This is a genomic window from Thalassospira sp. A3_1 (assembly GCF_017744215.1).
Lineage (GTDB): Bacteria > Pseudomonadota > Alphaproteobacteria > Rhodospirillales > Thalassospiraceae > Thalassospira > Thalassospira lucentensis_A.
In genome coordinates, this window is sequence record NZ_JAGHQQ010000002.1 from 1,162,268 (window position 1) to 1,188,177 (window position 25,910).

At 55.1% G+C, this 25,910-nt stretch carries 26 protein-coding genes; 7 read left to right on the top strand and 19 right to left on the bottom strand.

The window, feature by feature from the left end; translation table 11 throughout:
- Positions 1–123: 123 nt before the first annotated feature.
- The 3 genes from J7395_RS12585 (at position 124) to J7395_RS12595 (ending at position 2,455) form a co-directional block, all read left to right on the top strand.
- A complete protein-coding gene (locus J7395_RS12585) occupies positions 124–924 on the top strand; it encodes an ATP-binding cassette domain-containing protein (RefSeq protein WP_209221667.1) in 801 nt (266 codons plus the stop codon).
- A 2-nt stretch (positions 925–926) separates the two neighbouring features.
- Entirely contained in the window at positions 927–1,586 is a 660-nt protein-coding gene (locus tag J7395_RS12590) for a methionine ABC transporter permease (RefSeq protein ID WP_062952387.1), read from the top strand.
- Positions 1,587–1,654: 68 nt separating this feature from the next.
- A complete protein-coding gene (locus J7395_RS12595) occupies positions 1,655–2,455 on the top strand; it encodes a MetQ/NlpA family ABC transporter substrate-binding protein (RefSeq protein WP_114116175.1) in 801 nt (266 codons plus the stop codon).
- Between the two features lie 97 nt (positions 2,456–2,552).
- Here the strand turns inward: J7395_RS12595 and J7395_RS12600 are convergent, their stop codons facing one another.
- The 10 genes from J7395_RS12600 to J7395_RS12645 form a co-directional block, all read right to left on the bottom strand.
- On the bottom strand, positions 2,553–3,284 hold the full coding sequence (locus J7395_RS12600; protein WP_247742108.1) for a thioredoxin family protein: 732 nt from the start codon (positions 3,282–3,284) through the stop codon (positions 2,553–2,555).
- 124 nt (positions 3,285–3,408) lie between these two features.
- The gene (locus tag J7395_RS12605; RefSeq protein ID WP_209221668.1) at positions 3,409–4,104 is read right to left on the bottom strand and encodes a GNAT family protein; all 696 of its coding nucleotides are present in this window, start codon (positions 4,102–4,104) and stop codon (positions 3,409–3,411) included.
- 5 nt (positions 4,105–4,109) lie between these two features.
- Complete coding sequence (locus tag J7395_RS12610; protein WP_209221669.1) at positions 4,110–5,777, bottom strand: MFS transporter; 1,668 nt, start codon at positions 5,775–5,777, stop codon at positions 4,110–4,112.
- A gap of 139 nt (positions 5,778–5,916) precedes the next feature.
- Entirely contained in the window at positions 5,917–6,375 is a 459-nt protein-coding gene (locus tag J7395_RS12615; RefSeq protein ID WP_209221670.1) for an SRPBCC domain-containing protein, read from the bottom strand.
- 11 nt (positions 6,376–6,386) lie between these two features.
- Positions 6,387–6,755 (bottom strand): metalloregulator ArsR/SmtB family transcription factor, encoded by a 369-nt coding sequence (locus J7395_RS12620; RefSeq protein WP_062952391.1) that lies wholly within the window; start codon positions 6,753–6,755, stop codon positions 6,387–6,389.
- Positions 6,756–6,792: 37 nt separating this feature from the next.
- Positions 6,793–7,440: a LysE family translocator gene (locus J7395_RS12625; protein WP_062952392.1), complete on the bottom strand. Its 648-nt coding sequence runs from the start codon at positions 7,438–7,440 to the stop codon at positions 6,793–6,795.
- A gap of 100 nt (positions 7,441–7,540) precedes the next feature.
- Positions 7,541–9,310, bottom strand: coding sequence for an ATP-dependent helicase (locus J7395_RS12630; protein WP_209221671.1), 1,770 nt, complete (start codon positions 9,308–9,310; stop codon positions 7,541–7,543).
- Entirely contained in the window at positions 9,307–11,115 is a 1,809-nt protein-coding gene (locus tag J7395_RS12635; protein ID WP_209221672.1) for an AAA family ATPase, read from the bottom strand. The genes J7395_RS12630 and J7395_RS12635 overlap by 4 nt, the downstream gene beginning before the upstream one ends.
- A gap of 190 nt (positions 11,116–11,305) precedes the next feature.
- The gene (locus tag J7395_RS12640; RefSeq protein ID WP_209221673.1) at positions 11,306–11,719 is read right to left on the bottom strand and encodes a DUF1801 domain-containing protein; all 414 of its coding nucleotides are present in this window, start codon (positions 11,717–11,719) and stop codon (positions 11,306–11,308) included.
- 118 nt (positions 11,720–11,837) lie between these two features.
- Positions 11,838–13,124 carry a calcium-binding protein gene (locus tag J7395_RS12645; RefSeq protein WP_209221674.1) on the bottom strand — a complete coding sequence of 429 codons (1,287 nt, stop codon included), beginning with the start codon at positions 13,122–13,124 and terminating at the stop codon, positions 11,838–11,840.
- A gap of 159 nt (positions 13,125–13,283) precedes the next feature.
- Here J7395_RS12645 and J7395_RS12650 point away from each other — a divergent pair, with 159 nt between their 5' ends.
- The gene (locus J7395_RS12650; RefSeq protein ID WP_209221675.1) at positions 13,284–13,685 is read left to right on the top strand and encodes a MerR family transcriptional regulator; all 402 of its coding nucleotides are present in this window, start codon (positions 13,284–13,286) and stop codon (positions 13,683–13,685) included.
- Between the two features lie 106 nt (positions 13,686–13,791).
- Positions 13,792–14,544 carry an SDR family oxidoreductase gene (locus J7395_RS12655; RefSeq protein WP_209221676.1) on the top strand — a complete coding sequence of 251 codons (753 nt, stop codon included), beginning with the start codon at positions 13,792–13,794 and terminating at the stop codon, positions 14,542–14,544.
- 42 nt (positions 14,545–14,586) lie between these two features.
- On the opposite strand, the gene J7395_RS12660 is transcribed toward J7395_RS12655, so the two are convergent.
- Entirely contained in the window at positions 14,587–16,497 is a 1,911-nt protein-coding gene (locus J7395_RS12660) for an ABC-F family ATP-binding cassette domain-containing protein (RefSeq protein ID WP_062952396.1), read from the bottom strand.
- Between the two features lie 376 nt (positions 16,498–16,873).
- Between J7395_RS12660 and ndk the strand changes: the two genes are divergently transcribed.
- Positions 16,874–17,296: a nucleoside-diphosphate kinase gene (gene ndk, locus J7395_RS12665; RefSeq protein ID WP_007091418.1), complete on the top strand. Its 423-nt coding sequence runs from the start codon at positions 16,874–16,876 to the stop codon at positions 17,294–17,296.
- A 115-nt stretch (positions 17,297–17,411) separates the two neighbouring features.
- On the opposite strand, the gene J7395_RS12670 is transcribed toward ndk, so the two are convergent.
- From J7395_RS12670 to purM, 8 genes are all read right to left on the bottom strand, one after another.
- Entirely contained in the window at positions 17,412–17,546 is a 135-nt protein-coding gene (locus J7395_RS12670; RefSeq protein ID WP_082824789.1) for an aa3-type cytochrome c oxidase subunit IV, read from the bottom strand.
- A gap of 179 nt (positions 17,547–17,725) precedes the next feature.
- Positions 17,726–17,854, bottom strand: a complete 129-nt coding sequence (locus J7395_RS12675; RefSeq protein ID WP_082824790.1) for an aa3-type cytochrome c oxidase subunit IV — start codon at positions 17,852–17,854, stop codon at positions 17,726–17,728.
- Between the two features lie 104 nt (positions 17,855–17,958).
- A complete protein-coding gene (locus J7395_RS12680; protein ID WP_209221677.1) occupies positions 17,959–18,342 on the bottom strand; it encodes a hypothetical protein in 384 nt (127 codons plus the stop codon).
- 85 nt (positions 18,343–18,427) lie between these two features.
- Positions 18,428–19,411 carry a formylglycine-generating enzyme family protein gene (locus tag J7395_RS12685; RefSeq protein ID WP_209221678.1) on the bottom strand — a complete coding sequence of 328 codons (984 nt, stop codon included), beginning with the start codon at positions 19,409–19,411 and terminating at the stop codon, positions 18,428–18,430.
- A gap of 89 nt (positions 19,412–19,500) precedes the next feature.
- Positions 19,501–20,499 (bottom strand): HAD family hydrolase, encoded by a 999-nt coding sequence (locus tag J7395_RS12690; protein WP_209221679.1) that lies wholly within the window; start codon positions 20,497–20,499, stop codon positions 19,501–19,503.
- Positions 20,500–20,580: 81 nt separating this feature from the next.
- Entirely contained in the window at positions 20,581–22,227 is a 1,647-nt protein-coding gene (locus tag J7395_RS12695; RefSeq protein WP_209221680.1) for an arylsulfatase, read from the bottom strand.
- A 428-nt stretch (positions 22,228–22,655) separates the two neighbouring features.
- Positions 22,656–23,330, bottom strand: coding sequence for a phosphoribosylglycinamide formyltransferase (purN, locus tag J7395_RS12700; protein ID WP_209221681.1), 675 nt, complete (start codon positions 23,328–23,330; stop codon positions 22,656–22,658).
- Positions 23,318–24,391, bottom strand: coding sequence for a phosphoribosylformylglycinamidine cyclo-ligase (gene purM / locus J7395_RS12705; RefSeq protein ID WP_209221682.1), 1,074 nt, complete (start codon positions 24,389–24,391; stop codon positions 23,318–23,320). Before purM ends, purN begins: the two co-directional genes overlap by 13 nt.
- Positions 24,392–24,737: 346 nt before the next feature.
- Here purM and J7395_RS12710 point away from each other — a divergent pair, with 346 nt between their 5' ends.
- Complete coding sequence (locus J7395_RS12710; protein WP_231858305.1) at positions 24,738–25,862, top strand: DUF2066 domain-containing protein; 1,125 nt, start codon at positions 24,738–24,740, stop codon at positions 25,860–25,862.
- The last annotated feature ends 48 nt before the right edge of the window (positions 25,863–25,910 follow it).

The window sequence follows — 25,910 nt, forward strand, 5'->3', positions numbered from 1 at the left end:
CTCCTCAGCTTGCGGGCGCGATAAAAATGCGGCTAAAGCGAGAGGGCGTGCACGCTCCGACATGTACGACCGCCTCGGGAATAGCCGCGGCGGTTTTTTTATGTTCGGAAAAGGTTGGGATCCATGATCAGGCTCTCGAACGTCCAGAAGACTTACCCCGCACGGCGCGGAAGCCCGGCGCATACCGCGCTGCACGGCATCAATCTTGATATCGCAGCCGGTGAAATCGTTGGGGTTATTGGCAGGTCTGGTGCGGGAAAATCCACACTTATTCGCTGCATCAATCTGCTTGAAGTCCCGACAGCGGGCAGTGTCATTGTTGATGGCACCGATGTGACGCAACTGGCAAAACGCGATCTGCCGCTGTTTCGCCGCCAGCTTGGCATGGTGTTCCAGCATTTCAATCTGCTGTCATCACGCACGGTTTACGACAATATCGCCCTGCCGCTTGAACTGGCCGGGGCCAGCAAGGCGGAAATTGCCGCGGCGGTTGATCCGTTGCTGCCGCTGGTCGGGCTTGAAGACAAACGTGACCGTTATCCCGCCGAACTTTCCGGCGGGCAGAAACAGCGCGTTGGCATTGCGCGTGCGCTTTCAAGCAATCCCAAGGTCGTTCTGTGTGACGAGGTCACATCCGCCCTTGATCCGGAAACCACCCGCCAGATTCTCAGCCTGCTGCGTGACATCAACAAACGCCTTGGCCTGACCATGGTGGTGATCACCCATGAAATGGCCGTGGTCAAACAGCTTTGTGACCGCGTGGCGGTCATGGATGGCGGCGTGATTGTCGAGGAAGGCAAGGTTGACGCGATTTTTGCCAATCCGACCCACGCCACGACGCAATCGCTTCTGGCCGATGAATTCCTTGATTACCCGGCGCGGCCGAATGCGGCTGCGAACGCGAATGCCGGGCAGGAGGCTTAATCATGTTTGCAACACTTGCACCGATCCTGCTTCAGGCAACGCTTGAAACCTTTTCGATGGTGATTTCGGCCCTTGTGCTGGGCACGACATTCGGCTTGCCGATCGGGGTGATCCTGGCGACATCCGGGCGTGGCGAACTGTTCGAAGCCCCGCTGTTCCAGAAAATCATTGGTCCGATCGTCAATGCGACCCGGTCCGTCCCCTTCATCATCCTGGCCGTGGCGATCATTCCATTCACCCGTCTGGTGGCGGGGACCTCCATCGGTACGGCAGCGGCGATTGTGCCCCTCACAGTGGCGGCCATTCCGTTCATCGCACGCATCATCGAAGGGGCTATCCGCGAGGTTGATGGCGGCCTTGTCGAAGCTGCCCAGGCCATGGGCGCGCGCCCGTTCCAGGTGGTGACCAAGGTGCTGCTGCCCGAAGCATTGCCGGGCATCATTCACGGCCTGACCTTAACCGCGGTCACCCTGATCGGTTATTCGGCGATGGTCGGTGCGGTCGGTGCTGGTGGGCTTGGCGATCTTGGCATTCGTTATGGTTATCAGCGTTTCCGCCCCGATGTGATGGCGGCGGTTGTCATCACCCTGATTGTGGTGGTGCAGATGGTGCAAAGCCTGGGCGACTGGCTGGCGCGCAAGGCCGATAAACGCAATATCTGATCACTGTTTTTGTTTCTTCATCTTCTTTGAATTCCCGCAAAACACCACAGTAAACAAGGAGTTTTACCATGCGGTTTCTGCTTAAACTGACGGCTGCTGCCGTTCTGGCCGCCGCCCTGACCGGTCAGGCGCTGGCGAACGAGAAAATCAAGATCGGCGTTACCCCCGGTGCGCACGAAGAAGTCATGGAACAGGTCGTCAAAGTCGCGGCCGAAAAGGGCCTTGATATCGAAATCATCAGCTTCTCGGATTATGTCATTCCGAACCAGGCGCTTGATGATGGCGACCTGCAGGCCAACAGCTTCCAGCACAAGCCTTACCTTGATAACCAGATCAAGGATCGTGGTTATGACCTTTCGGTGGTCGGCTATAACATCCTGACCCCGATGGGCATCTATTCCGACAAGATCAAGGATCTGAGCGAGCTTAAAGATGGTGCCGAAGTCGGCATTCCGAACGATCCGACCAATGGCGGTCGTGCGCTTCTGGTGCTGCAGTCCGAAGGCCTGATCAAGGTCGATCCGGCTGCCGGTCTGTCGGTCAGCCCGCTTGACGTGATTGAAAATCCGAAAAACATCAAATTCGTCGAACTTGATGCGGCCCAGCTTCCGCGTTCGCTTGCCGATCTGGATGCCTCGGCGATCAACACCAACTACGCGCTTGAAGCCGGTCTTAACCCGATCAAGGATTCAATCGCGATTGAAGGCAATGACAGCCCGTATGCCAACGTGATCGTCACCCGCACCCAGGACAAAGACGCACCGTGGGTCAAAACGCTGGTTGAGTCCTATCACGATGATTCGATCCGTGAATTCATCGAAACCAAATATGAAGGCTCGGTCCTGCCGGTTTTCAAAATTTCTGAATAATCGCAGCGATTATTCAAAACAAGTAAAGCCCGCGCCTGAAACAGAGCGCGGGCTTTTTTGTGTGGGCATATACCGATTGCTTTACGGCTAATCCCTGCTAGTGACAGCAGGAATGCACCGGTTTGTAATCCTCGTACTGATCATGCAGCTTGACCCAGTCCATGACCCCGTCCTCGTTGCGGCCAAAGGGTGTTATGTCGAGGAAGGCGTGAGCCCCGATCAGGGCATCACCGGCGCGGGCGTAACTGGAATAGGTATGGAAAATCTCGCCGGTTTCGGGATCGCGGACAAAGACGCTTTCGCCGTGAAGGTCTTCCATCTTGCCGGTATAGGGCGCGTAATTATAGGTCGCCTTGCCGGCTTTGACATCATCGGGGCGGAAGGACGCATCGAAATCGTAATTGAAGTCCGAACCCGCCGAGGAAACCCACGTGAAGTCCCAGCCCATGCGCTTTTTGAAATCCTGAAATTCCGCAAGCGGCGCCCGGGAAGCAGCAACCAGCGTCACGTCATGGTGTTGGAGATGCAGGTTGGCACCGTCAAAATGGTCGGCAAGGAACGAACAACCGACACAGCCCTCTTTCCAGCCCGGTCCAAACATGAAGTGATAGACAATAAGCTGGTTGCGGCCGTCAAACAGATCGGCCAGCGATTTTTCACCGTCCGGCGTGTCAAAGACATACTCCTTGTCGACCCGCACCCATGGCAGGGTCCGACGTTCCTCGCACAGGCGGTCATAGGCGCGCATGTGTGCCTTTTCCCGTTCCAGATGCGCCTTGCGGGCATCAAGCCATTCCGCGCGAGAGACGATTTCGGGGCGTTTCATCATATCCTCCTTGTTGATCGGGTGGCGGCGCTGATCAGAAGGCTATGCAAAGACAGTCGTGCCGGGGAAGGTCGGTGGGCAATTCAAACTTGTGTCGGGACCGATCGGATTTCTGACCGGTCCCGGCTTACATTCCCTTGCAGGCGTGTTTTTGCATCTCAGCGGCAGTGCCGGTTTTAAGATTGCAGTTGGCATAGACAAAATTGTCGCTACCGGCATCGGTGCGGCGTGACGCATCGGGTCTGCCGTGGTCCCAAATCGTGCGTTTAAGTGACCAGTCGACCTTTGCGGTGCCGCATTCGGTAGTCCATTCGGGGGAATTTTCCGACCCGTGACGTTCCGCCACGACTTCGGCCCCGAACCAGTCAGCCAGACGGGCAATGCGTTTATTGTCGCTGGCCGTAACGCCCATGATCGATGCAAGATCAAGCTCGCGGAAACCAAAGGCGATCATCATCGTGCTGGCCTCGATGGCGGCGCGGTAACGCCCCCAATGGCTCGGTGACAGCTCGATCCCGAAAATCGCGCTATCCACCGGCAGATCCTTGCCACGCAGGCCGACACATCCCAGAAGATCGCCGGACGATTTATCAAAAATCCCGACCTGGAAATTACGCCGCGGGCGTTCTTCCTGCCATGTCAGGAACCGGTCAAACAGCGCATTGCTGCTCGTACGGGTGCGGTCATTATCCGCGGTGCCGTAAAGGGCGCGATACCGTTCATCCATCTGATAGGCGACAAAGGCCGCCCGGTCCGAGGGCGCGAAATCGCGCAGGATGAAACGTTTGCTTTCAAGTCTTGGGGGGAGTTCCGGACTTCGCATTGTGACTACTCCACAGTTCCGGCGGCACAGGCTGCCTGTTTCAGGGCCGGGTCAAGCGCAGCATCGCTTTTTGCGCCTTCCGCCCCATCATCGTTATTTGTGTCACAACGGGCATCGCGCAACGCGATCAGGGTGCCAATGGCCGACAAAACCATCAAAATTGTGCAAATAATCGAAATAACCTGTAAGCCATCCGTAAAGGCGGCGCGTGCAAGTGGCAGAATGTCAGATGATATTGACGCCGGAAGATCGGAAAGCGCATTGACGGCTCCGCCCAATGTGCTGCGGATGGCATCCGCGGCCTCATCCCCGACGCCCGACGGCACCGCTTTGACCATCACATCGCGATAGATCGCGGTACCGACACTGCCCAGTATGGCAATGCCAAGCGCGCCGCCAAGTTCTGCACTGGTTTCGGACATCGCGGCTGCCGATCCGGCCCGATCCGAAGGTGCAGATGCGACAACCATATCCGTACAGATCATCGCAACCGGCGTAATCCCAAGCGAGAAGATCGTCGCACCCGCCACAAGCACATAAAGGCTGACAACACTGCCCGGCCAGGACAGCATGCCAAAGCCGATTGCCGTCAGGATCAGGGCACCGGTCATGACCTGCCCGGGTTTGAAGCGCCCCATCAGAACAGGCGCCCCCATCGAGCCGACAATTCCGGCGACGGTGGCGGGCAACATCGAAAGTCCGGCCTGAATGGGGGTAAGCCCGATGACCAGTTGCAAGGCCTGCGACAGGAACAGGAAATAGGCCATCCCGGCAAAGATCACGGCGGTCTGGATCACAATCGGCAAAGAGATGGTTTTCTGTTTAAGCAGATCAAGATCAAGCAGCGGATCGGCAAGCTTGCGCTGCCGGCGGATGAAAATCCATGCGCCAAGCAGGCCAAACACGAGTGCGGCAAACGCATCACTGCCAAAGCCATAGGCGGCAATGACCTTGACCCCGTAAATGATCGCCAGAACCGAGCTAAGCGACAGGGCAGCACTGAACAGGTCAAGCCGGCCAAAGCTTTCGGCCTTGTGTTCGGGCAGAAGGATCGGGGCAACAATCAGCAAAAGCACCATCACGGGCACATTGAGCAGGAAAACAGCCCCCCACCAGAAATAGCTGAGAACAAGCCCGCCCAGAAGCGGCCCGGCGGCGGTGCCGACCATAAAGGTCGTCATCCATGCGGCAATGGCAAAGGAACGTTCCTTGTCATTGTGGAACATGGATCGGATCAGCGACAGGGTGGAGGGCATCAATGTTGCCCCGGCAATACCCAGCACGCCACGGGCAAAGATCAGCATTTCCGGCGTATCGGAAAAGGCCGCCAGCACGGATGCCGCGCCAAAGCAGCCACCGCCGATCATCAATAGCTTGCGCCGTCCGATCCGGTCGCCAAGGGTGCCCATGGTGATCAGCGATCCGGCAATGAAAAAGCCATAGATATCGACAATCCAGAGCAACTGGTCGCTTGTCGGATTAAGGCTTGCGGTCAGATGCGGCACGGCAAGGTGCAGAACCGTCATATCCATCGCGATCAGAAGGCAGGGCAGGGCCAGAACCAGAAGGCCAATCCATTCGCGGCGGGTGGCCTTTTTATCGATGGCCGGTGACTTGGCGGGTGACTTGGCGGGTGACGCAAGGGGGGCATCGGGACGTGTCGGGGCGCTCATGTCTCGTGTTTCCTGTATTTCTTGTGGTGGCGCAGGCCGCGATAAATTGGGGCATCGCGGCGTTTATTCTGCGGTATTCATTCGGGGCGATGTTGCGACCTTAACCGTGGTTGAGGTCAAGACGGAAATCGGGGCAAAATCATTCCGAAGTGCAGCAGACTTCCAGCTTGTCGAGTGCGCTGCTCCATCCTTCCTGATGGCCATCACGCGCGCGCTCGTCAAAGAACTGCGTGTGATGGAGGATCAGAATGGTGGCCGCTCCGTGATCCTCGGCCATAAAGGTCAGGGTCACGTGCGACTTGCGTTCGGGCATGGTGATCCATTGCCAACTGAATGACAGCTTCGCATCGGGTTCCACCGCGTCATAGGTGCCGCTGACGTCGTGGATTTCACCCTCGGGGCCTGCTTCCTTGAACCGGATGCGAAATGTACCGCCGGTCCGGGCGTCGATGCTGGCATCGATCATCTCGCATCCCGCAGGTCCCCACCATCTGGCGAGTTTTTCGGGTTCAATCCATGCGGCGTAAACCTTTGCCGGTGGGGCGGCAATCCGGCGCCGGATCGTCAGGCTCGGTTTTTGACTTATCGTTTCAGACATACGTCTTTTCCCTAGTCCGTTATTTCGTCTTTTCCCCGTTCGGGGATGGTGTCTTCTTCTTCAAGGAACGCGGCAAGCTGGTCGAGTTTGTGCGACCAGAAACGCTGATAGCGGGCCAGCCATTCCATGGCGTGCTCCATCGGTTCGGCATTCAGGCGCACATTGACCGTGCGTCCGGTTTTTTGCCGCGCAATCAGCCCGGCATCGGACAGAACATCCAGATGTTTCATCACCGCAGGCAATGAAACGTGAAACGGTCGCGCCAGTTCACTGACCGACAGGTTTTCTTCCGTCTCCAGCCGCGCCAGCAGCGCACGGCGGGTTGGATCGGCAAGGGCGGCAAAGATGTCGTTCAGTTCGGCTTCTTGATACTTAACCATGAGGTTAAGTATTGATCAGGCCACACCGCCCTGTCAATCAAAAGTTGATCCCGGTTGTCGCCATGCCCTGCCACGCGGTCAGAAGGGCAACACCAATAAACAGCAAACCCGCCGTCCGCCCGATGAAAATCGTTGCCACAGGATTGCCAGTAATCAGGTTGCGGCTGGTCCCGGCCGCAAGGGCCAGCGCGCCATAAACCGCAAGCTGTACGGCGGCCGTCATGATGCCCATGACAAGCGCCTGCGACCAAAGCGGCCCGTAATGCGGGCGGATGAATTGCGGATAGACCGCGAAAATGAACAGATAGGCCTTGGGATTGAGCATGCAGGTGATCATGCCTTGACGAAACGCGATCCAAAGCGACGCATCCTTGGCCGCCCGGATGCGATCAACCGTGATGGCGCTGCGCAACAGCGTGATGCCGATCCAGACCATATAGGCCGCCCCGGCAAACAGCATGACATTCAAAAGCCAGGGCGCAATGGCCAGAAGGGCGCTGATGCCGATGGCACCCAGCAACGTGTGATACACCCCGCCCAGCATGATCCCGGCGGTGGCCGATAACCCGGCACGTTTGCCGCCAGTCAGGGAATTGGCAATAACGAAAAACATATCCATGCCGGGCACAATGATAATGCCCGACAGCAGAACAAAGAACAGCCAGAGATTTTCAGCATATGTCATGGGGCGTTCGTAATTTATCCGCCGAACGGCTTGATCGGCAGGGATAAACTAGCAGGGCGCTCCTGACAGGCTCATGTCAGGAAGGTGGAGGATGCTGTTGTTAGCCGCGTTTCAGACCAGATTGAGCGACATATGGAGATGGTTTATTTCTGGGATCGGATTGATCAGATAATACGACTAAATGCTTCTTGGCACGAGTAATCCCAACATAAAACAAACGGCGTGCTTCATCGAACTGCGCTTGATTTCTTGCGGTAAAATGAGGAATGTGGCCGTCGTTGGCGTGAATGATGGCGACAGCGTCGAATTCACGACCCTTTGAGTGATGAAGCGTAATCAATTTAATCGCATTTTCAGGATTTGCGAACAACCCAAGATCAGAGATTTGCAGGTTCTCAATATCAATATTTCTCGCGGTCATATCCGACCACATTTCTTGAACAGAGTTCTTGAGCATTTGTGCTGTTGTCGCATCAATCCATTCGTCTTTGGAGAGAATTTGGCCGACAATATCCGCGCTGGCCTCTAACCAATCCATGCCGTTAGGATACTGATCCGCTGTTTGTTTTGCAGCATATACCAGCTTGAGAGCGGTGCACCTGCCCGCATATGAGAAAACGTCGAATCGTGTTTGTCCCATGGCCTCGCTGACCAGTCTGAATATTGCTTTTTCCACGCCTAGAAGATGCATGAAATCATCGGATTCTGCGCTTGCACCGAGTTGCTCTGCAAGTGAGGCATATAGGCGCTTACGTTGATATGGGCGTGCGCCGGGACCAAAGACAGGTATACCATGATTTCTTAGATGTCGTGCCACGGGAACCAAATGTAACCACCAAGGCGCTAGAATTGCTGCACGACCTAGCGGGATTTGATGCTCTTCAAGTAGCGGTAAAAAACATCTCATAATTCCTTCCGCAGCCGAGGCAACTTGATGGTAAACCACGGACCCAGTGTAGTTTTCGGCTTCTCCTGCTGATTGCATAGGAGGATGTCGCGGAATTAATGTTTCTGCAGGTTGGATCACTTGAGGTGCACACCGAAAGTTGTGGCTCAATGCCAGATTTTCTTCGGCTTGAATATCAATAGCGAAGTTGTGGCCAAGATCGGGGCGTGCACCCGCAAACCCATTTATGGATTGATTCTCATCACCAACAAGAAAGAAACTGCACTGAGAGTGTTGATTGAGTTCTCTCAAAATCGCGACCTGAACGTCGGTCGTGTCTTGAAATTCGTCCACAAGCAGCCACGCAAATCTGCTTGAAAGGCCTTGAGCTATATATGGGTGATTTTGGAGAATTTGTAGGGAGTGATACAGGATCATCGAGAAATCGATGAAGCCACGGTAGCGCATAAGTTCCCAAAACCGAATGGCGTTGGCAGCACTGACGATTCCACCGTCAATACCTGCCCCCGCAGGCTCCCCGTTTACATCTATCCGGATCGAAGCGTAGTCATCAACGGTCCTAGGTTGAATACGACGGCCTATTTCATCTTCAACCGTTTGAACAAGATGTCCAAAGAGGCTCATTTCATTTGTTAGAATCTTGAATTTGCTGGGGAGTTCGGGAACAAGCCAGCAATAAGGCCTTAATATGAAGCGGAGGCAAAATGCATGGATGGTGGCAATCTCGCAACGTTCAAACAGTGTGTTTGACCCCACCTGTTTTACTCGTTCCTCAATCTCGTCCACAGCAGCGTTCGTATAGGTGATGCAAGCGATTGAACGCGGAGAGCCCTCTACTTGCTCGGCAAGTTGGAGGAGTTTGGCGATGATCACCCTAGTTTTCCCGCTGCCTGGACACGCTGATAATATGATATTTCCATCATGCTCAACTGCCCGCTTTTGCTCTGGAGTGAGGGATATCATGCTTTTAGCCAGTCAGTAGCCTTTTGGATGTAGACTGGCAGTTTGGTGCAGAGTGATGCATTTCTCGCAGCAACCTGAGCAAATCGTCCTTTTCCAAAGCGTTTTGCGGTTTTAAGCGTAAGGGTTCCAAGGTGCTCAATGAGGGCACGTTCATCATCCTCATCTAAGTCACCCTTTTGCATGGCCTCAAGCCCGGCTTCTAGTTCCTGTGTAATTTTCGGAGCTCCCAACTGACGAGTAGTTTCGATCAGCATCGGCAGGGTTTCCAGCATCACTAGTTCGTGTTCGAATGTCGTTGCACCAGCAAAGACTTCTACAAATTCTCCACGTAGCGCGGCCAAATCTGGAGCATCAATATCGATGTCAAACTCGTCACTAGCATCCGATGGTTTTAGATCACCGTCTGCGACAATAGCGCATTTTTTCTCGAGGTTACCGGTACTGAAAAGTGATGCGTAAACATCAAAATGAACACCGTGAATAGCAATTATAGAAATGCCTTCACGCTCCAGATTTCCTTTGTGTACTGCTTCATACAATGCCGGAATTAGGTAAAGTTCGGCTGCCCCTTCAACTAGCATGACCTTCCGGGCAAAAAGCAGGTTGCTTTTGGTTGAATCGAGGTATCGTTCGAGGTCGGAAACATCGTCTGGGGTCAAGTTGCTATTCGATGCCAAGTTGCTTGATGCAATTGAAGAATCTGCCCTTTTAGTCAAAGAAATTAGTGAACTAAACGGTGCGAGTGATGTGATTTGGGTACTGTGGCTACTTAGAAGTATTTGAACCCCTTTGGAACGAAGCGCGATTAGCAGAGAAGATTGAAGCTGCGGGTGCAGGTGGGCTTCAGGTTCTTCAAGCAAAACCAGTTGTCCTGCTGAGTTTCCGCGTTTCTTTCTTCGGTCAAGATACTCCATCAAAATTGCGATATAGAGGATATTGTTCATTCCGAGACCGTTTCTGCTTGGCTCGAAAGATTCCAAAGCTAAATCGGAAAGCAGAATTTTCAGGTTGCGAATAATTGCCTGAAAATTTGCAGCCGAAAGGCCTAGTGTTGAATCCATCTCGAATGCGGGGCCGGAGACACCTTTGAAAGACGTGTCTATTGAATTAGCGATTTCTGCGATGGTTTTCGATTGTTCAATTTTCTTGTTGGCGTCGTCCAGAATAGCAATAAGTGCATTCTGCTCTGTTTGATCAATTTCGCACGCTTCAATTAATCTTGTGAGAGGTGATGCCCTGTAATTCCTTAACTCGCCTTCAACATCGCGAAGAGCAGGCAAGTTGACGACCAAGAACGATTGCAAATCGGAAAAGCGGACTGTTTCGCCAACATCGTCGTTGTCCCAATCAATATCTGTAAGGTCTATTGCAGGATTGCCGCCACCTTTTAACTCCCAATGGTAATCCTCAAGAGTTAAATCACCATGCTTAATCTCTTTGTTCTGAAGCGCCTCTCGGATACTGAGACGTGGGCGGAATCTATAGAATATCCTAGCTGTGTCGGCAGCCGTTTTCCAAGTTGCAACCAAGGCTTCTTGATTTACTACTCCTTGGAAGCCAGTAAGCTCCACGCCAATCAGAACTTGGTTGGGACAAGAAATGTCGATGCTGGAATGAATATCTTCGCGAACAAGAGAACGATAAATAGATGGAAATGATACATCGAGACAGATTTGAACTGCGCGTAATAGCGCTGTTTTACCAGTGTTATTCTCACCGATAATGCAAGCGAGGTCGTTATCTACCTTGACATCAACACTCTTTAGCCCGCGATAGTTTTGAACGACTATTCTGGAGATTCTCATAATCCAGACTCCCGCTATACGTGACATTATCATAATATATATTAACGCAGGTTGTGCTGATATATGCAAGAAAGATAATGTGCGCCTTTTTATTGACGCAGCAACTTTTGATGAGATGCGTTCTCTGAGAAACAAGGAGGGAGCCGTAGTGATAAAGGGCAAACGGGTGTTTCGTCTTTGAGGCAATGACTTACAGCTTCAAACCCGGTAACCGGCAGGCCTGTCTGATCCAGTCGGTGAGTTGGGCTTCGTCGAGTTGATCATCCTCGTGGATATTGAGGTAGCGGATGCCTTCGACCTTGGAGGTAACCGGTGGCACCGGGGTCAGAGACGTGCCCTGCATGAAGGTAATCTGGACGTATTTTTTGTAGCAATACATCGCCAGAAACCAGCCGTCTTCCTTGCCATAAAGCGGCGTATTCCATTTGACGGCCTTGCGGACAGTGGGAAAGACCTGCTCGACAAGGGTGTCAATGCGCCGCCCGATCGCGCTTTTCCAATCAGGCATGGCGGCGATATAGGCCTGCACCGGTTCGTTGCCGTCACCCTTGGGGATTTGCGGGTTGGTGCTTGAAAGCAGCTTTAGCGCGCTGGCATTGCTCATGGGGACGGCCGTTTATTTCAGGTTGTTGTGGTGTGGTGGATTTATATATCCGGGCGATAGTGGCGTAAAGGGACGACGGCGGTTTTCAAATATCCGCCGTCGTCGTTTTCTCAACGCCTCAGACCTCGGCGAACATGACATTGTCCGGGGTCAGGTCGGCCTTTGCCGTATCCTCGACAATCACGCCAAAGGTCCAGGGATCGCCATTGCTGAAATCGATGTAAAGATCGCCGCCATCGGTTTCGCTGGCGTGATCGAGCAGGCTGTCGAAATCGGTGATGCCCGAACTGGCCTGAAGATCAGCGGTGAGAAGAAGGGTATCGCCATCATCGCCGCTTTCGAAATCAACCACCCGATCCCGGCTGGAGGCTTCGGCGTCGAAGACGAAAGTATCGTCGCCGATATTGCCCTGAAGCCAGTCATTGCCGCCACCACCCGAAAGGATGTTGTCGGAGAAAACTTCATGAGCTATGGGGCCGGCATCAAGCGTGTCATGGCCATCGCCACCATACAGCGAGACGTCATATCCTTCGCCGGTGAGCGTATCATTTCCGGCTTCGCCATGGATGTTTTCGCCGACAATGAAATCGTCGCCATCGCGGCCATAGATGGTATCGCCGCCCTTGTTGCCGATCAGCCGGTTGTCGTTGTCATCGCCAATAATCAGGTCGCTTTGATTGCTGCCATCGACATTTTCGACGCCGGAAAAATGATCGCCGGTCCGCCCCGATCCGGTTTCAAGATTGATCACCGGCTGCGGACCATATTCCCCATAAGGCGCATCGTTGCCCCAACCGGCGATATAGCTGATGGTATCAGACCCTTCACCGCCGATGAAAAAGCTGGTCTGATCTTCGGAAAAGGTTGAACTGCTGCTGGCGTAGAATTTGTCATCGCCCCCACCGCCCATCATGATGTCGCCTTCACCTGCACCGTTATAGCTCTGGTAAAAGGCGTTGTTGCCGTCATTGCCGATCAGAATGTCGCCATAGCGTGAGTCCCGGATATCTTCGATATTGCTGTAACGGTCGCCTTCGGCATCACCGCCCGAACCGATGCCGGTGGCAAGATTGACAATGACACCTTCCTTGATCGCGTCATTTGAATAGGAAAATTGAATTTCATCCCGGCCAGGGCCGCCATCGATGATATCGGCACCCGGACCGCCATCAAGCTGGTCATTGCCCGAACCGCCGATCAGCGTATCGTTACCGATACTGGCGTGGAAATGATCATGTCCGGCACCACCATCAAGCGTATCGTCCCCCGGCCCGACTTCATAGAAACGGTCATTCCCGCCAAGCCCGCGGATATAATCACCGCCCGCGCGCCCGAAAATCAGTTCGCCTTCTTCCGTTCCGACAAGCACATCTGCCCCGTCGGTCCCATAGATGACATCAGCCATGGTCCGTCTCCCGCATTGTTTGCTTTGCCCTTTGGTCAGGCTGCGGGGTGAATTCGGCGACTTGATGGCAGGGGGATTATCGGGGCCGGGCATTGCGTTTGGCGTGGTTTACCCCATTTTTCCCGGCAGAAACGAAATTCAGCCAAGGAAACAGGTGCCATGCAGATCGGAGAACTTGCGAAAGCAACCGGTGTAAGTGTGCGGGCGTTGCGCCATTACGAAAAGCAGGGATTGCTGGCGTCGCGGCGTGCGGAAAACGGATATCGGGTGTTTCGCGCCGATAGTGCCGACCGGGTGGGATATATCCGGCTGTTTTTAAGTTGCGGTTTTGCCACGCGCGAAATTGCACAATTTCTGCCGTGCTATGTCGATCAGGCCAATTTTGACAAGGAAAGTTGCCCGCTGGGATACGAACAGCATCTGGAAAAACTGGCCGAGATCGAGGAACTGATAGCAGTCCTGAATGATCGCCGGGACAGGCTGCACCATGCGATTGCCAATTTCGGTGCGACGACGGTTGAACGCCTGAGTGTGAGCACCACGGCAAGGCAGGTGGCGTAACACCGGTTTTCGTTGTTTTCCAAACGCCATAAATTGCGCTTGACCCTGACACTAGGGGCAGGGTTGCAGGATCTGACAGTTTCGATTTTCAGACAAAGGAACTGTCATGAACAGATTTGCCGACAAGGCCTATATCATTACCGGCGGGGGTGCCGGGATCGGGTTGGCGACCGCGAAGTTGCTGGCGACACAGGGGGCGAATGTCCTGATTACCGGGCGGCGTGAAGAACCGCTTCGTGCTGCCGAACGCGAGGTGCCGGGGATTGCCGCACTGGTGATTGACGCAACCGCCGAAGATGCGCCGGACCGCACGGTGAAAACCGCGATTGATCGCTGGGGCCGGTTGGACGGGCTGGTCAACAATGCCGGGGGCGGCGTGGTTCAGCCTTTGGTCGATGCAACGGCCGCCGGAATTGCCGATCTGTTGCAGATCAATGTCAGCGCACCAGTTCTTCTGGCTGCGGCTTCATTGCCGTATCTCGTGCAAAGCAAGGGGGCGATTGTCAATCTGTCGAGCACATTTGGCAGTAAGGCCGCCGCCCATCTTGGCCTTTACGGGGCAAGCAAGGCCGCGATCGAACATCTGACGCGGTGCTGGGCACTTGAACTGGCCGGACAGGGTGTCCGGGTGAATGCCGTGGCACCGGGGCCGGTTGAAACGGCGTTTCTGCGCGAACGGATGAAGCTGACCGCCGAACAGGAAGCCGCTGTCAAACAGCAGGAAGCCAAAACCATCCCGTTGGGGCGGCGCGGTGTACCCGAAGATGTGGCACCATCAATCGTGCATTTGCTTGATCCGGCGAATGCGTGGATCACAGGCCAGGTGTTTGGCGTGGATGGCGGTCTTGTGATCAGCTAACGGCGTTGTCAAAAGGCAAGGAAGAAAGCAGAAGGCGGCGGGTTACGCCACCTTCTGTTCGTATTCTTCCTGCTTTTCCATCCAGCGTGTTTCGATCTCGGCCAGTTCGTTTTCGATCTTGCCAAGGTCTTTTTGCAAGGTGGTCAGTTTGGTGGCGTTATCGGGCTCGTAAAGCGCCGGATCGGCCATTTCTTCCTTGATTTTGTCGCGGCGCGCGCTCAGCTTTTCCATCTGTTTTTCAAGATTTTCAATCTCGCGCTTGATGGGGGCTGCGGCCTTGCGCTTTTCGGCGGCCTGTTGACGGAGCGCCTTGCGGTTGCCTTTGTCCTCTGGCCGCGCCGGTTCGCCGTTTTCGTTGGCCTCTGCCTTGTCCGCGCGGCGTTCATCACGCGCCCGGTTCAGCAGATACTGGCGATATTCGGCGACGTCGCCGTCAAAGGCATTGACCGTACCATCGGCCACCAGAATCAGTCGATCCGCACAGGCTTCGATCAGATACGGATCGTGGCTGATGATGATCACCGCACCTTCATAGGCGTTAAGCGCATGGTTCAGCGCATCGCGGCTGTCGATATCAAGGTGGTTGGTCGGTTCGTCAAGGATCAGCATATGCGGCGCATCAAGCGTCATCAGCGCAAACAGCAGGCGCGCCTTTTCCCCACCCGAAAGGTCCTTGACCTTGGTGTCGCCTTTCTGGCCCTCAAACGCAAAGCGGCCAAGCTGGGCGCGGACCTTGTGTTCGATCACATCAGGCATCAGGGATGCCATATGCTGATAGGGCGTTTCATCGGGGCGCAGTTCATCGGTCTGGTGCTGCGCGAAATAGCCGATGCGCAGTTTGTTTGATGAATGTTTTTCGCCCGCCATCAGTTCAAGCCTGTTGGCAAGCAGCTTGGCCAGTGTCGATTTACCGTTACCGTTCGCACCCAGAAGTGCGATGCGGTCATCCATATCGATGCGCAGGCTGATATTGCGCAAGACCGGTTTGCCTTCGGCATAGCCGACATCGCCGCCATGAATATTGATCAGGGGCGGGGGCAGTTCCTTGGGGCTCGGGAAGTCGAACGAAATGCCGCGATCTTCGACCACCGGAATGGCCGGACCCATTTTTTCCAGCATCTTGATACGGCTTTGCGCCTGCTTGGCCTTGCTGGCCTTGGCGCGGAAGCGGTCGATGAAGGATTGCAGATGCTTTTGCTGGGCGATCTGTTTTTCGTAATGCTTTGACGCCAGTTCAAGCTGTTCGCGGCGTGTCTTGGCAAATTTGTCGTAATTGCCACCATACATCGTGACCTTGCCATCGGTCAGATGGGCAATATGTTTGACAACGCGGTTCAGAAGATCGCGGTCGTGACTGATCAGGATGATCGTGCCGGGATAGTTGATCAGATAGTTTTCAAGCCAGATGGTCGCTTCAAGATCAAGGTGGTTGGTCGGCTCGTCGAGCAGCAGCAGATCAGGGCGCAGGAACAGGGTCGCCGCCAGTGCCACACGCATGCGCCAGCCACCGGAAAAATCATCACACGGGCGTTGCTGGGCCTCGGCATCAAAGCCAAGACCCGAAAGGATGGATGCCGCGCGCGCCTCGGCGGTGTGGGCATCGATATCGGCAAGGCGGGTATAGATATCGCCAATCCGGTTCGGGTCGGTGACGGTTTCGGCTTCGTGCAGAAGGGCAGCGCGTTCCGTATCGGCGGCCAGAACCGTATCAAGCAGGGATCGCGAACCGGCGGGGGCTTCCTGCGATACAACGCCCATGCGGGTGCGGTTTGAAATCGATACATCGCCGCCATCGGATGCGATTTCACCCGAAATCAGTTTCAGAAGCGTGGATTTGCCGGCCCCGTTGCGTCCGATCAGGCCCAGTTTGTGCCCGTCGGGCACGGTCAGGGTCACGTGATCAAGGATCATACGGCCGCCAATGCGGTAGGTCAGATCGGTAATTTGCAGCATTTCGGGTCCGCGTTCGGGAATCGTTTGAAAATCTGTGCTTTCAATAGGGCAGGGACGGCCGTGACGCAAGGATTCTTGAAACTGTCATGAGTGGTCGATCACAGGAGGAACGGGGCAATATCGAAGCATCGCGTGGCGGCAAGGGGCGCAGTTTCACGGGATTTGGCGGCTTTCGGGGTGTGTTCAACCGTTGATGCAAGGGGCGCAGGTCTGAATTGCGCGGGCAGAACTATGTGTTGCGTTGCGAACCAAGGGCGTTTATATAGCGCCAACCTTAGGGTCTGCGGATGATAAGGAAGCCTTGTCGTCGGCTTTTTTATCTTCCGCAGTCCCTTCTTGGGGGTAACGAATTTTTACAAGTAGCTAGGTGAAACCAATGGCTATCGAACGCACTCTTTCGATCATCAAGCCGGACGCAACGCGCCGCAACCTGACTGGCAAAATCAATGCCGTCATCGAAGACGCAGGCCTTCGCATCGTCGCGCAGAAGCGTGTCGCTCTGACCCGTGCACAGGCTGAAGGCTTCTACGCTGTTCACAAAGAACGTTCGTTCTTTGGTGAACTGGTAGACTTCATGGTTTCCGGCCCGGTCGTCGTCCAGGCTCTGGAAGGCGAAAACGCCGTTGCCAAATACCGCGAAGTAATGGGTGCGACCAACCCGGCCAATGCCGAGGAAGGCACCATTCGCAAACAGTTTGCAGAATCTATCGAAGCGAACTCGGTCCATGGTTCGGACTCGCTTGAAAATGCTGCAATCGAAATTTCCTATTTCTTCGCCCAGACCGACATCGTCGGTTAAGGCTGTCGCTTCCGACATCGTCGGCTAAGCGACCAGAGATACGGTTTCCGGTTCGCCGGATAAGGAACGCCCCGCTAGATGCGGGGCGTTTTTTATGCCTGAAATATGCCGATGATCAGATCAGGAATGCCGCCAACAGGACCAGAAGGACGACAATCGAAATAATGTTCCAGATGATGAACTTGATAAAACCGTGCCAGCCATTTTCGTGGACCTGGACCAGTTCGGCATCATAGTCGCTTCCTTGCATCGTTTCCTCCCTGACTTGTTACAGGTGTGGCCTAACCCTTTGCGGGAAACACCAAAAGCATCGTAACACATTTCAGGGGTGAATTTGGATGGTGAAAATAACGCATAAGGTTTGTTCGCAGCCAAGAAAAAAGCTGCCGGTTTCGGCAGCTTTGCATTTTTGTTCCGCGATCAGGCCGATCAGAGCAGGAAAATCGCCATCACGATCAGCAGACCGATCACTGAAAGGGTGCCCCACTTCATAAAGACGGTAAAGCCGTTATAGATATCAACGTGGGTCTTGGTCAGTTCGTAGTCGTTACCCTGCAAATTAGCCTCCTGCGTTTGGAATTACTCCAGTGTATAGACGTGAAGTTGTTGCAGCGCAAGACGCAGATTAACCGGCAATATCATCCATTTGGCTAATTATCGGCTTATTGTGCGGCGGGCGTTTTTGGCCCACCCGGACAGCCATAGGGAAGGAACGTTCCCGAAAGGCCGCCGCTCATGACGCGCAGCGAAACCGCGTTGGCATATTGAAGCTGCATTTCGGTTGTCGGGCAGGCATAGGCGCGGCCCCGGCATCCGCCCGCGATATAGTCTTCTTCGGCTTTGATAAAGTCGGCCCCGATATCCTCGCGCGGGATCGATTTCAGAACCTCGGCGCGGATATCGGTATACATCGCACATTTCGTTTCGCGCCAGTTTGCCGGTGCAGGCGGGGCCTCGTTCGCAAGAAGCGGGGCGGGGGCGGCAATCACTGCCAGAACAAGGGCCACGATATGCACCAGGGCAGGGTCAAGGACGGCAATCCGCATTTTCGTCTGTCTTTGTTGTTGTGGTCGGGCGCGCCATTGGCGCAGCAGATTGCGGAGGCATTATGGCTGTGGGGGCAATATCGGGTTACGGGCTGACATCTTTGACAATTCTGAAACCGACGTGATTGGTCGCAAGGCTGGTTTCGGCCTGCTGGCGGGCAGCGGGACGGTATCGCAGGCAATAGGACGGGGCGCAAAGCCACGACCCACCCTTTACCACATGCATCGGGCCGACAGAAGGATCGGCAAAGGTGGCGGCAATTGCCTTGGGCGGCCCCTGCGGGTTGTCTTGCGTTCCGGCGGTGTGGAAGGGTACCCACCAGTCCGACACATGTTCCCAGACATTGCCCGCCATATCAAAAAGACCATAGGCATTGGGGGCGAATGATCCAACCGGGGCGGTCCCGTGATAGCCATCATCCCTGGTATCGGTATTGGGAAATTCACCCTGCCAGGTGTTGGCTTTCCAGCCTTGCGACGGATCGTATCCTTCGCCCCAGGTATATTCGTTGCCATCCATACCGCCGCGTGCGGCAAATTCCCATTCCGCTTCGGTCGGCAGGCGACCACCGGCCCATTTTGCATAGGCCGCCGCGTCTTCGGGGGATATCTGAACCACGGGATGGTTTTCCATGCCGTCAATCGTGCTTTCGGGGCCAAGCGGATGCCGCCAGTTTGCCCCGGCCACGTAACGCCACCATTTGCGGAAATCGCGGCTGTCGACCGGGTTTGGCGGCTGGGCAAAGACCATGGAACCGGCCTTTAGCAGATAGGCGGGCACACCCGGATATTTTTGCGGATCAAGGTCGCTCTCGGCGGTGGTGACGTAATCTGTTTCGGCGACAAATTCGGCGAATTCGGCGTTTGTCACCTCGGTCTTTTTGATTTGGAACGCGCCGACCGTTACCTGATGGGCGGCGCGTTCTTCCTGATAATGGCGATCCGAACCCATCCTGAAGGTGCCACCGTCAAGGCGAACAAAACCGTCGTCCTTGCCGAAAAACCAGATGGCTGCCGCACCCAGTATGCACACAGCAGCCAGCGCAGAACCTGCATAGAGTCTCTTCAACGGGTATGCTCCCAACGGATATGCTTTCGGACCGGCATTTCTGGCCGTTTCCGATGATTGCGGGGCGGACGGGGGTTCCCTGTCGCAGCTTACTGGCCGGGATAGACCTGTTTCCAGTCGTTTTTCATGCTGACGATTGTCCAGCCCAGTCCGGGCCCCTCGTCCAGAGCCTTGTCGAGTTTGCCAAATACCGATTTGCGGTCATAGGCAACTTCGCGGTCGCCATCATCATGATGGACAATAAGGCCAAACCGTTTTCCGTCCCCGGACGTTGCCCATTGCAGCATCTGGAAATCGCCGTCCGAATTGCCAAAGGCGGCAATCGGGCGTTTGCCGATATGGCCCAGAATGCCAATAGGCTTGCCTTCCTTGTCATCGACAAAGTCGACGGCTGGCAGACGGTTGATGACCGGTTTACCGTCGACAACCTTGTATTCGGTTTTGATCGAGGAACCGACAACCCGTTCCGTCGGAATGCCGTAAACCTTTTCCGTCCAGGGGCGCATGAACTCGATACCGCCGCCCGAAACGATGAAGACCCTGAAATCGTTGCTATGAAGATAATCAACCAGTTCAAGCATCGGCTGATAGACCATATCGGTATAAAGTCTGCCGGTTTTAGGGTGCTTTGCAGTCGCGATCCAGTCGGTTGCGATTTTCGTGAATTCATCGCTGGTCATCCCGGCATGGGTGACGGCAACCAGTTCGACCACGCCCTTTTCACCGGTTGCAGCAAGACCCTTCAGGTCCCCGGCAAGGACCGATTTATAGGGTTCCTTGTCCTTCCATTCGGGGTGATCGGGCGCCATCTGTTTGATGCGATCAAGCGCAAAGGCAAGCTGCACATACATGGGCTGCTCGCTCCAGAGCGTGCCGTCATTGTCAAACGTTGCAATCCGGTCGGTTGGGGCGACGTAGTCCGGGCCACCCTCGGTGGTTACGGCCGTCACGAAATCAACAATTGCCTGCTTTGGTGCGCCGTCATTCCACGAAGGAAGCGGATCGGACTGTGCCATCGCACCGGTAACCGACATGCAGGCGGTGACGAGGTAGACCCCGAGCACATGAAAGACTGACTTGAACCACATGGGATAAGCCCTTTCAGGAACAATTTTTCACGGAGACGTCCGCCCCGCTTTGCAACGGGGCGGACATTCGGGTTTGCGGGATCAGTTTCCGCTTGGCAGGCCGATATTGAAGCCTTCGTTCTTCAGGGCATCGCGTACATAGCTGAAGCGCTGATACTGGCTAAGCGTGATCGGGCCGGTATAGACTTCGCTTTGTGCCTTGCGCGGCGGGTACTTGATATAGGTTTTCATCAAATCCGCGACTTCCTGGTTGATCACCGGAAGATACCAGGTGCGTTCGGTGTAGTTGTTCATGAAGATGTCGTAGCGTTCCTGCGGATCTTGCAGGATGTCAAAGATCTGCGGAACCGCAGCGACATAGCTTTCCGGGCCTTTCCAGCCGAGGTTTGAATCAACGGCCAGCCCACCGGTGGCGGCACCGTTATCACCCCGCAGGTTGAAGACGGCCTTGTAGTGACCGACACGGGCGGCACCCGGAGTCAGTTCGTTTTCGGTGAAATAGAACCATGCTTCACGTTCCGACTCACCACTACCTTCCCAGACCGGGGTCATATCGTAACTGTCAAAGATGATCGGCTCGCCTTCCCGGTCTTCTTTCGGCAGTTCGATACCGGCGACGGATGCAAAGGTTGCCATCAGATCAAGGCCGCCGACAACCGCCGCACTTTTGGTGTCAGGCTCGACATGGCCGGGCCAGCGAACAATCGCCGGGACGCGGTTGCCGCCTTCACGAACGGTACCTTTGGTGCCGCGGAATGGCGTATAACCCGCATCCGGGTAAACGTCCTGCCATGCGCCGTTATCGGTGGTCCAGAAGACGATGGTGTTGTCTTTCAGTCCCAGCTCGTCGAGCTTGTTGACGATGTTGCCGATGCGTGTGTCAAGTTCAACAACGGAATCCGCATATTTGGATTTCGAAATCGATTTATGTTCGAAATCGGGATGCGGCATGTTGGGTTGATGCAGCTTCATGAAGTTGACATTGATGAAGAAAGGCGTGTCGGGCTTCTTTGCCGCTTCTTCAAGGAACTCGACAGTGGCTTTTTCAACATAGCCGTCAAAATAGGGAATACCGACGACACCTTTGTCCGGGGTGTCGACATACTGGCCGTTGATTTTGAAATCTTCGGTCGGTTTTTCACCGGCCTTGCCCGAAAGCGAACCCTTTGTCACCTCGGTAAACATTTTACGAAGATCGTCGGGCATATCGGGGAACCAGGTCGGATCGGCATAGGTATAGGCATTGAGGTGGTACAGGCCGACATATTTCATCACGTCATAGCCCTGGGCATTGGGAAGGGCATAATCCTCTTCACCCAGATGCCACTTGCCGGTGAAATAGGTATCATAGCCACCGGTTTTCAGCACCGAGGCAAGAGTCCATTCGGCTGCCGGAAGGCCACCACCCTGTCCCTGAAAGGCCACCGTCGTCATGCCCGAACGGTTCGGAATGCGGCCGGTCTGCATGGCTGCACGGCCCGGTGTGCAGCTTGGCTGGGCATAGAAGGATGTGAACATCATGCCTTCTTCGGCCAGTTTGTCGATATTGGGGGTCGGCATACCGCGGGCCTCGCCGCCCAGATACGGACCGGTATCGCCATAACCGGTGTCGTCCGAAACTATGAACAGGATATTCGGCTTTTGCGCATTTTGGGCGAATGCCAAGCCCGGCAAGGCGGCGCAGGCAAGTCCTGCGGCCATCAGGCCCGCTATGATTTTCGGTTGCATAGCTGTCTAGCTCCCTTCAGTCCGTTAAAACGGGTGGCGGCAAAGCCTCCCTGTGCTCGTGCTCCCATTGGGAGACTTAAGGTTTCCACCTGCATTGTTCGGAAACTGTTGCCCTGATGGCGGGATTGCAGCTTCAGGAGTGCCTGGCAGTTCGTTTTGCTCTTGCTGATTAAGCCGGAGCGGTTCGGCAGCATCCGACAAGGTGACGTTTCTGATACGCTTGAGAGTTATAATTAGTGAAAACCAATAGTTGATTATTGGGTCGCCGCAATAGCTTGGCAAGATGTAAACGATAATTTGTAGTCGACGGTTTTGTTACAGCTGATACGGGCATTCCTGCTGCAGGTGTCGATATCCGCCCAAAGAAAAAGGGGCGAACTTTCGTTCACCCCTTAAAACCATTTGCGGATCGCCCGCCACGGGCGCAGTCAGTTCGGTTCAGGCACCGGATTGATCTGCGCAAAATCGGGTGCATTCGTATCGGCGACCGTTACGACCCCGGCATCATTTGTCGAAACCCGGCCCTCGGCGATCCAGCGGATCACCTGCGGATAGATGCGGTGTTCCTGTTTAAGGATACGCTGTGCGAGCGTACCCGCATCATCACCGGGCAGGACCGGCACCACGGCCTGCGCAATGATCGGGCCGGAATCAACCTCGGGCACCACATAATGCACCGTGCAGCCGGAATATTTTACCCCGGCATCAAGCGCAGCCTGATGGACATGCAGGCCCTTGAAGCTCGGCAGAAGGGACGGGTGAATATTGATCAGGCGACCCTTCCAGCGGGTCACAAAGCTCTCGCTGACCAGACGCAGGTAACCTGCCAGAACCACCAGATCGGCACCGGATTCTTCAATCAGGCTGCTGACCGTGCTGTCATAGGTCTCGCGACCACCTTCAAAGCCCTTGTGCGATATGGCTTCGGCCCGGATACCGGCACGGCGCGCACGTTCAAGCCCACCGGCATCAGGCTGGTTGGAAAACACCAGAACGATTTCGGCCGGATAATCGGACGCCTTGCAGGCATCAATGATCGCCTGAAGATTCGACCCGCCGCCCGATACCAGAACGGCAAGCTTCAGCGGCGTTACTTTTCCCATGCAGCGGCCATGTTTTTGATGATGACCTGCGGGCCATCACCGGCACGCGGGCCGATCACACCGATCTGGCTGACGGTTTCGCCGCTTTCACGCAGCAATGCTTCGGCCTCATTGGCCTTATCGGCCGGAACCACAACGCACATGCCAATGCCGCAGTTAAAGGTACGCGCCATTTCAACCGACGGAATGCCGCCCTGTTTGGACAGCCATTTGAAAATCGGAAGGAATTCCCACGTGCTGGCGTCAAACACAGCCGTCAGGTTTTCCGGCAAAACACGCGGGACGTTTTCGGTCAGACCGCCACCGGTAATATGCGCCAGCGCCTTGACCAGACCGGCCTTATGCGCCGCAAGGCAGCTTTTGACATAGATTTTGGTCGGTTCAAGCAGCGCCTCGCCAACATTTTTGCCCGGTGCGAACGGGGCATCGTCGGCGTAATCAAGTCCGGCAAGTTCAACAACCTTGCGCACCAGCGAATAACCGTTGGAATGAACACCGCTTGATGCCAGACCAAGGATCACATCGCCCTCGGCAACGTTGGAACCGTCCAGCAACTCGCCACGTTCCGCCGCCCCGACCGCAAAACCGGCCAGATCATATTCGCCGTCCGCATACATGCCCGGCATTTCGGCGGTTTCCCCACCGATCAACGCGCATCCTGCCTGTTTGCAGCCCTCGGCAATGCCGGCGACAACATCGGTTGCCTTTTCAACGGCAAGTTTGCCGGTGGCAAAATAATCAAGGAACAGAAGCGGCTCCGCGCCCTGAACCACAAGGTCATTGACGCTCATCGCGACAAGGTCGATGCCGACGGTATCGTGTTTGTCAGCCAGAAAGGCGACTTTAAGCTTGGTACCGACACCATCGGTGCAGGAAACCAGAACCGGATCATTGTAACCGGCAGCTTTCAGGTCGAACAAAGCGCCGAATCCCCCCAAACCACCGGTAACGCCGGTTCTGCTGGTTGCTTTGGCCAGCGGTTTGATTGCATCGACAAGGGCATTGCCAGCATCGATATCGACACCGGAGTCCTTATAGGTAAGGCCGTTGGAGGCGGTCATTGGGTGATCCTCGGCTTAAGCGCATGGATAAAACAAAGCGGGAAACCCCGCGTTTTTCATCAGTACGCCCTGACTTCAAATTGTCATTCGCGCGATGTTCCGGGGCCGGATGAACCAGATACCCGGGAAATACCGCCATAGTGACGCCTTTAATCAGATCGATAACCACAGAAAAAGCGTCATACTGATAAAAAACGCGGGCTTGATAATTTCCGCTGGGCCGAAAATACTCAAACGCGGGCAATATGCAATGCTCAGGTGCGCATGGGAGAGTTTTCTTTCCAGAATGCTTCACTCGTGCCACAAAGAGCATCAAACCATCGAAAAAATGGGCAAAGAGGCAAACGTGCTTACAAGACTCAAAAAATTCAGGCTGTTGGCGGGTATCGCCGGACTTTCGGCGTCCTTATCCTTTCCGGTATTTGCACAGGATATCTTTTCGGTATCGGGCGTGCATGTTGACGAAAGCGCAGAAACCGCCGCGGCCGCACGTGATCAGGCCCTTGCCATCGGGCAGCGCAAGGCCTTCGAAGAGGTTGTCGCGCGCCTGACATTGCCCGAGGACCGCGCGGGAATTGGCAGCCCCAGCCAGGCCGACATCAATAACATGGTGCGCGATTTCGGGGTTTCGAACGAGAAAACATCTTCGGTGCGCTATATCGCGGACATGACTGTGCGGTTCAAGGAAACCGAACTGCGCAACTATCTGCGTTTCCGCGATATCCCGTTTGCCGAACTGCAATCCAAGCCTGTGATCGTTGTGCCGGTCTATCATTCGGGCGGTTACACCAGCCTGTGGGATGATCCAAACCCGTGGCGCGATATCTGGAGCCGCAATTTCGCATCGGGTGGTCTGGTGCCGGTCAAGGCACCGATTGGCGATTTGCAGGATATCGGCACCGTTTCGGCCGAGCAGGCGGAAAATGGTGCGGTGGAACGTCTTAACGAACTTGCGCGGCGCTATGGTGCGAATGTTGCCGTTGTCGCCAGTGCCTCGGTTAGCGGTGAAACCGGATCGGAAACCGTTGACGTGACCGCGACGCGCTATGACACGGGCGGCGCGCCGCAGGTATTTGGCGTGACCGAAACAACCCAGTCGGGCGAAAGCCTGAACGACACGCTGATACGTGCCGCCAAGGGCGTACAGGATCAGCTTTCTGCCGGGTGGAAACGTGCCAACCTGATCAATTACGGCACCGGTGGGCAGTTGATGGTGTTCATCCCGATCACAGGGCTTGATGACTGGGCCCGGATCGAGGACCGCATTGTCGGATTGCCCGTCGTTCGTGCCAGCCGGGTTGTGGCGATGTCGCGCCGCGAAGTGCAGATTTCGGTGGATTATGTCGGTTCGATCGATCAGTTCCGGACCGCATTGGCACAGCAGAATTTAAGCCTGAGCCAGATGGGCGAACTTTGGTTTATCCAGCCAGCCGGTTCGGATCGTTTGCAAAGCCTGTCGATCGGCGGATAATTCCGCCGGTCTTTTTATCATGCAGGATGTACCGCAGATATCTGAGGG

Bases quoted from the DNA above. Each gene is read 5' to 3' on its own strand.
- J7395_RS12630 (WP_209221671.1), bottom strand. From the start codon at position 9,310: ATGATATCCCTCACTCCAGAGCAAAAGCGGGCAGTTGAGCATGATGGA.
- J7395_RS12640 (WP_209221673.1), bottom strand. From the start codon at position 11,719: ATGAGCAATGCCAGCGCGCTAAAGCTGCTTTCAAGCACCAACCCGCAA.
- J7395_RS12620 (WP_062952391.1), bottom strand. From the start codon at position 6,755: ATGGTTAAGTATCAAGAAGCCGAACTGAACGACATCTTTGCCGCCCTT.
- J7395_RS12650 (WP_209221675.1), top strand. From the start codon at position 13,284: ATGCAGATCGGAGAACTTGCGAAAGCAACCGGTGTAAGTGTGCGGGCG.
- J7395_RS12585 (WP_209221667.1), top strand. From the start codon at position 124: ATGATCAGGCTCTCGAACGTCCAGAAGACTTACCCCGCACGGCGCGGA.
- J7395_RS12590 (WP_062952387.1), top strand. From the start codon at position 927: ATGTTTGCAACACTTGCACCGATCCTGCTTCAGGCAACGCTTGAAACC.
- J7395_RS12655 (WP_209221676.1), top strand. From the start codon at position 13,792: ATGAACAGATTTGCCGACAAGGCCTATATCATTACCGGCGGGGGTGCC.
- J7395_RS12670 (WP_082824789.1), bottom strand. From the start codon at position 17,546: ATGCAAGGAAGCGACTATGATGCCGAACTGGTCCAGGTCCACGAAAAT.
- J7395_RS12635 (WP_209221672.1), bottom strand. From the start codon at position 11,115: ATGAGAATCTCCAGAATAGTCGTTCAAAACTATCGCGGGCTAAAGAGT.
- J7395_RS12695 (WP_209221680.1), bottom strand. From the start codon at position 22,227: ATGCAACCGAAAATCATAGCGGGCCTGATGGCCGCAGGACTTGCCTGC.
- ndk (WP_007091418.1), top strand. From the start codon at position 16,874: ATGGCTATCGAACGCACTCTTTCGATCATCAAGCCGGACGCAACGCGC.
- J7395_RS12660 (WP_062952396.1), bottom strand. From the start codon at position 16,497: ATGCTGCAAATTACCGATCTGACCTACCGCATTGGCGGCCGTATGATC.
- J7395_RS12605 (WP_209221668.1), bottom strand. From the start codon at position 4,104: ATGCGAAGTCCGGAACTCCCCCCAAGACTTGAAAGCAAACGTTTCATC.
- J7395_RS12625 (WP_062952392.1), bottom strand. From the start codon at position 7,440: ATGACATATGCTGAAAATCTCTGGCTGTTCTTTGTTCTGCTGTCGGGC.
- J7395_RS12595 (WP_114116175.1), top strand. From the start codon at position 1,655: ATGCGGTTTCTGCTTAAACTGACGGCTGCTGCCGTTCTGGCCGCCGCC.
- purN (WP_209221681.1), bottom strand. From the start codon at position 23,330: ATGGGAAAAGTAACGCCGCTGAAGCTTGCCGTTCTGGTATCGGGCGGC.
- J7395_RS12690 (WP_209221679.1), bottom strand. From the start codon at position 20,499: ATGTGGTTCAAGTCAGTCTTTCATGTGCTCGGGGTCTACCTCGTCACC.
- J7395_RS12645 (WP_209221674.1), bottom strand. From the start codon at position 13,124: ATGGCTGATGTCATCTATGGGACCGACGGGGCAGATGTGCTTGTCGGA.
- J7395_RS12680 (WP_209221677.1), bottom strand. From the start codon at position 18,342: ATGCGGATTGCCGTCCTTGACCCTGCCCTGGTGCATATCGTGGCCCTT.
- purM (WP_209221682.1), bottom strand. From the start codon at position 24,391: ATGACCGCCTCCAACGGCCTTACCTATAAGGACTCCGGTGTCGATATC.
- J7395_RS12600 (WP_247742108.1), bottom strand. From the start codon at position 3,284: ATGATGAAACGCCCCGAAATCGTCTCTCGCGCGGAATGGCTTGATGCC.
- J7395_RS12615 (WP_209221670.1), bottom strand. From the start codon at position 6,375: ATGTCTGAAACGATAAGTCAAAAACCGAGCCTGACGATCCGGCGCCGG.
- J7395_RS12610 (WP_209221669.1), bottom strand. From the start codon at position 5,777: ATGAGCGCCCCGACACGTCCCGATGCCCCCCTTGCGTCACCCGCCAAG.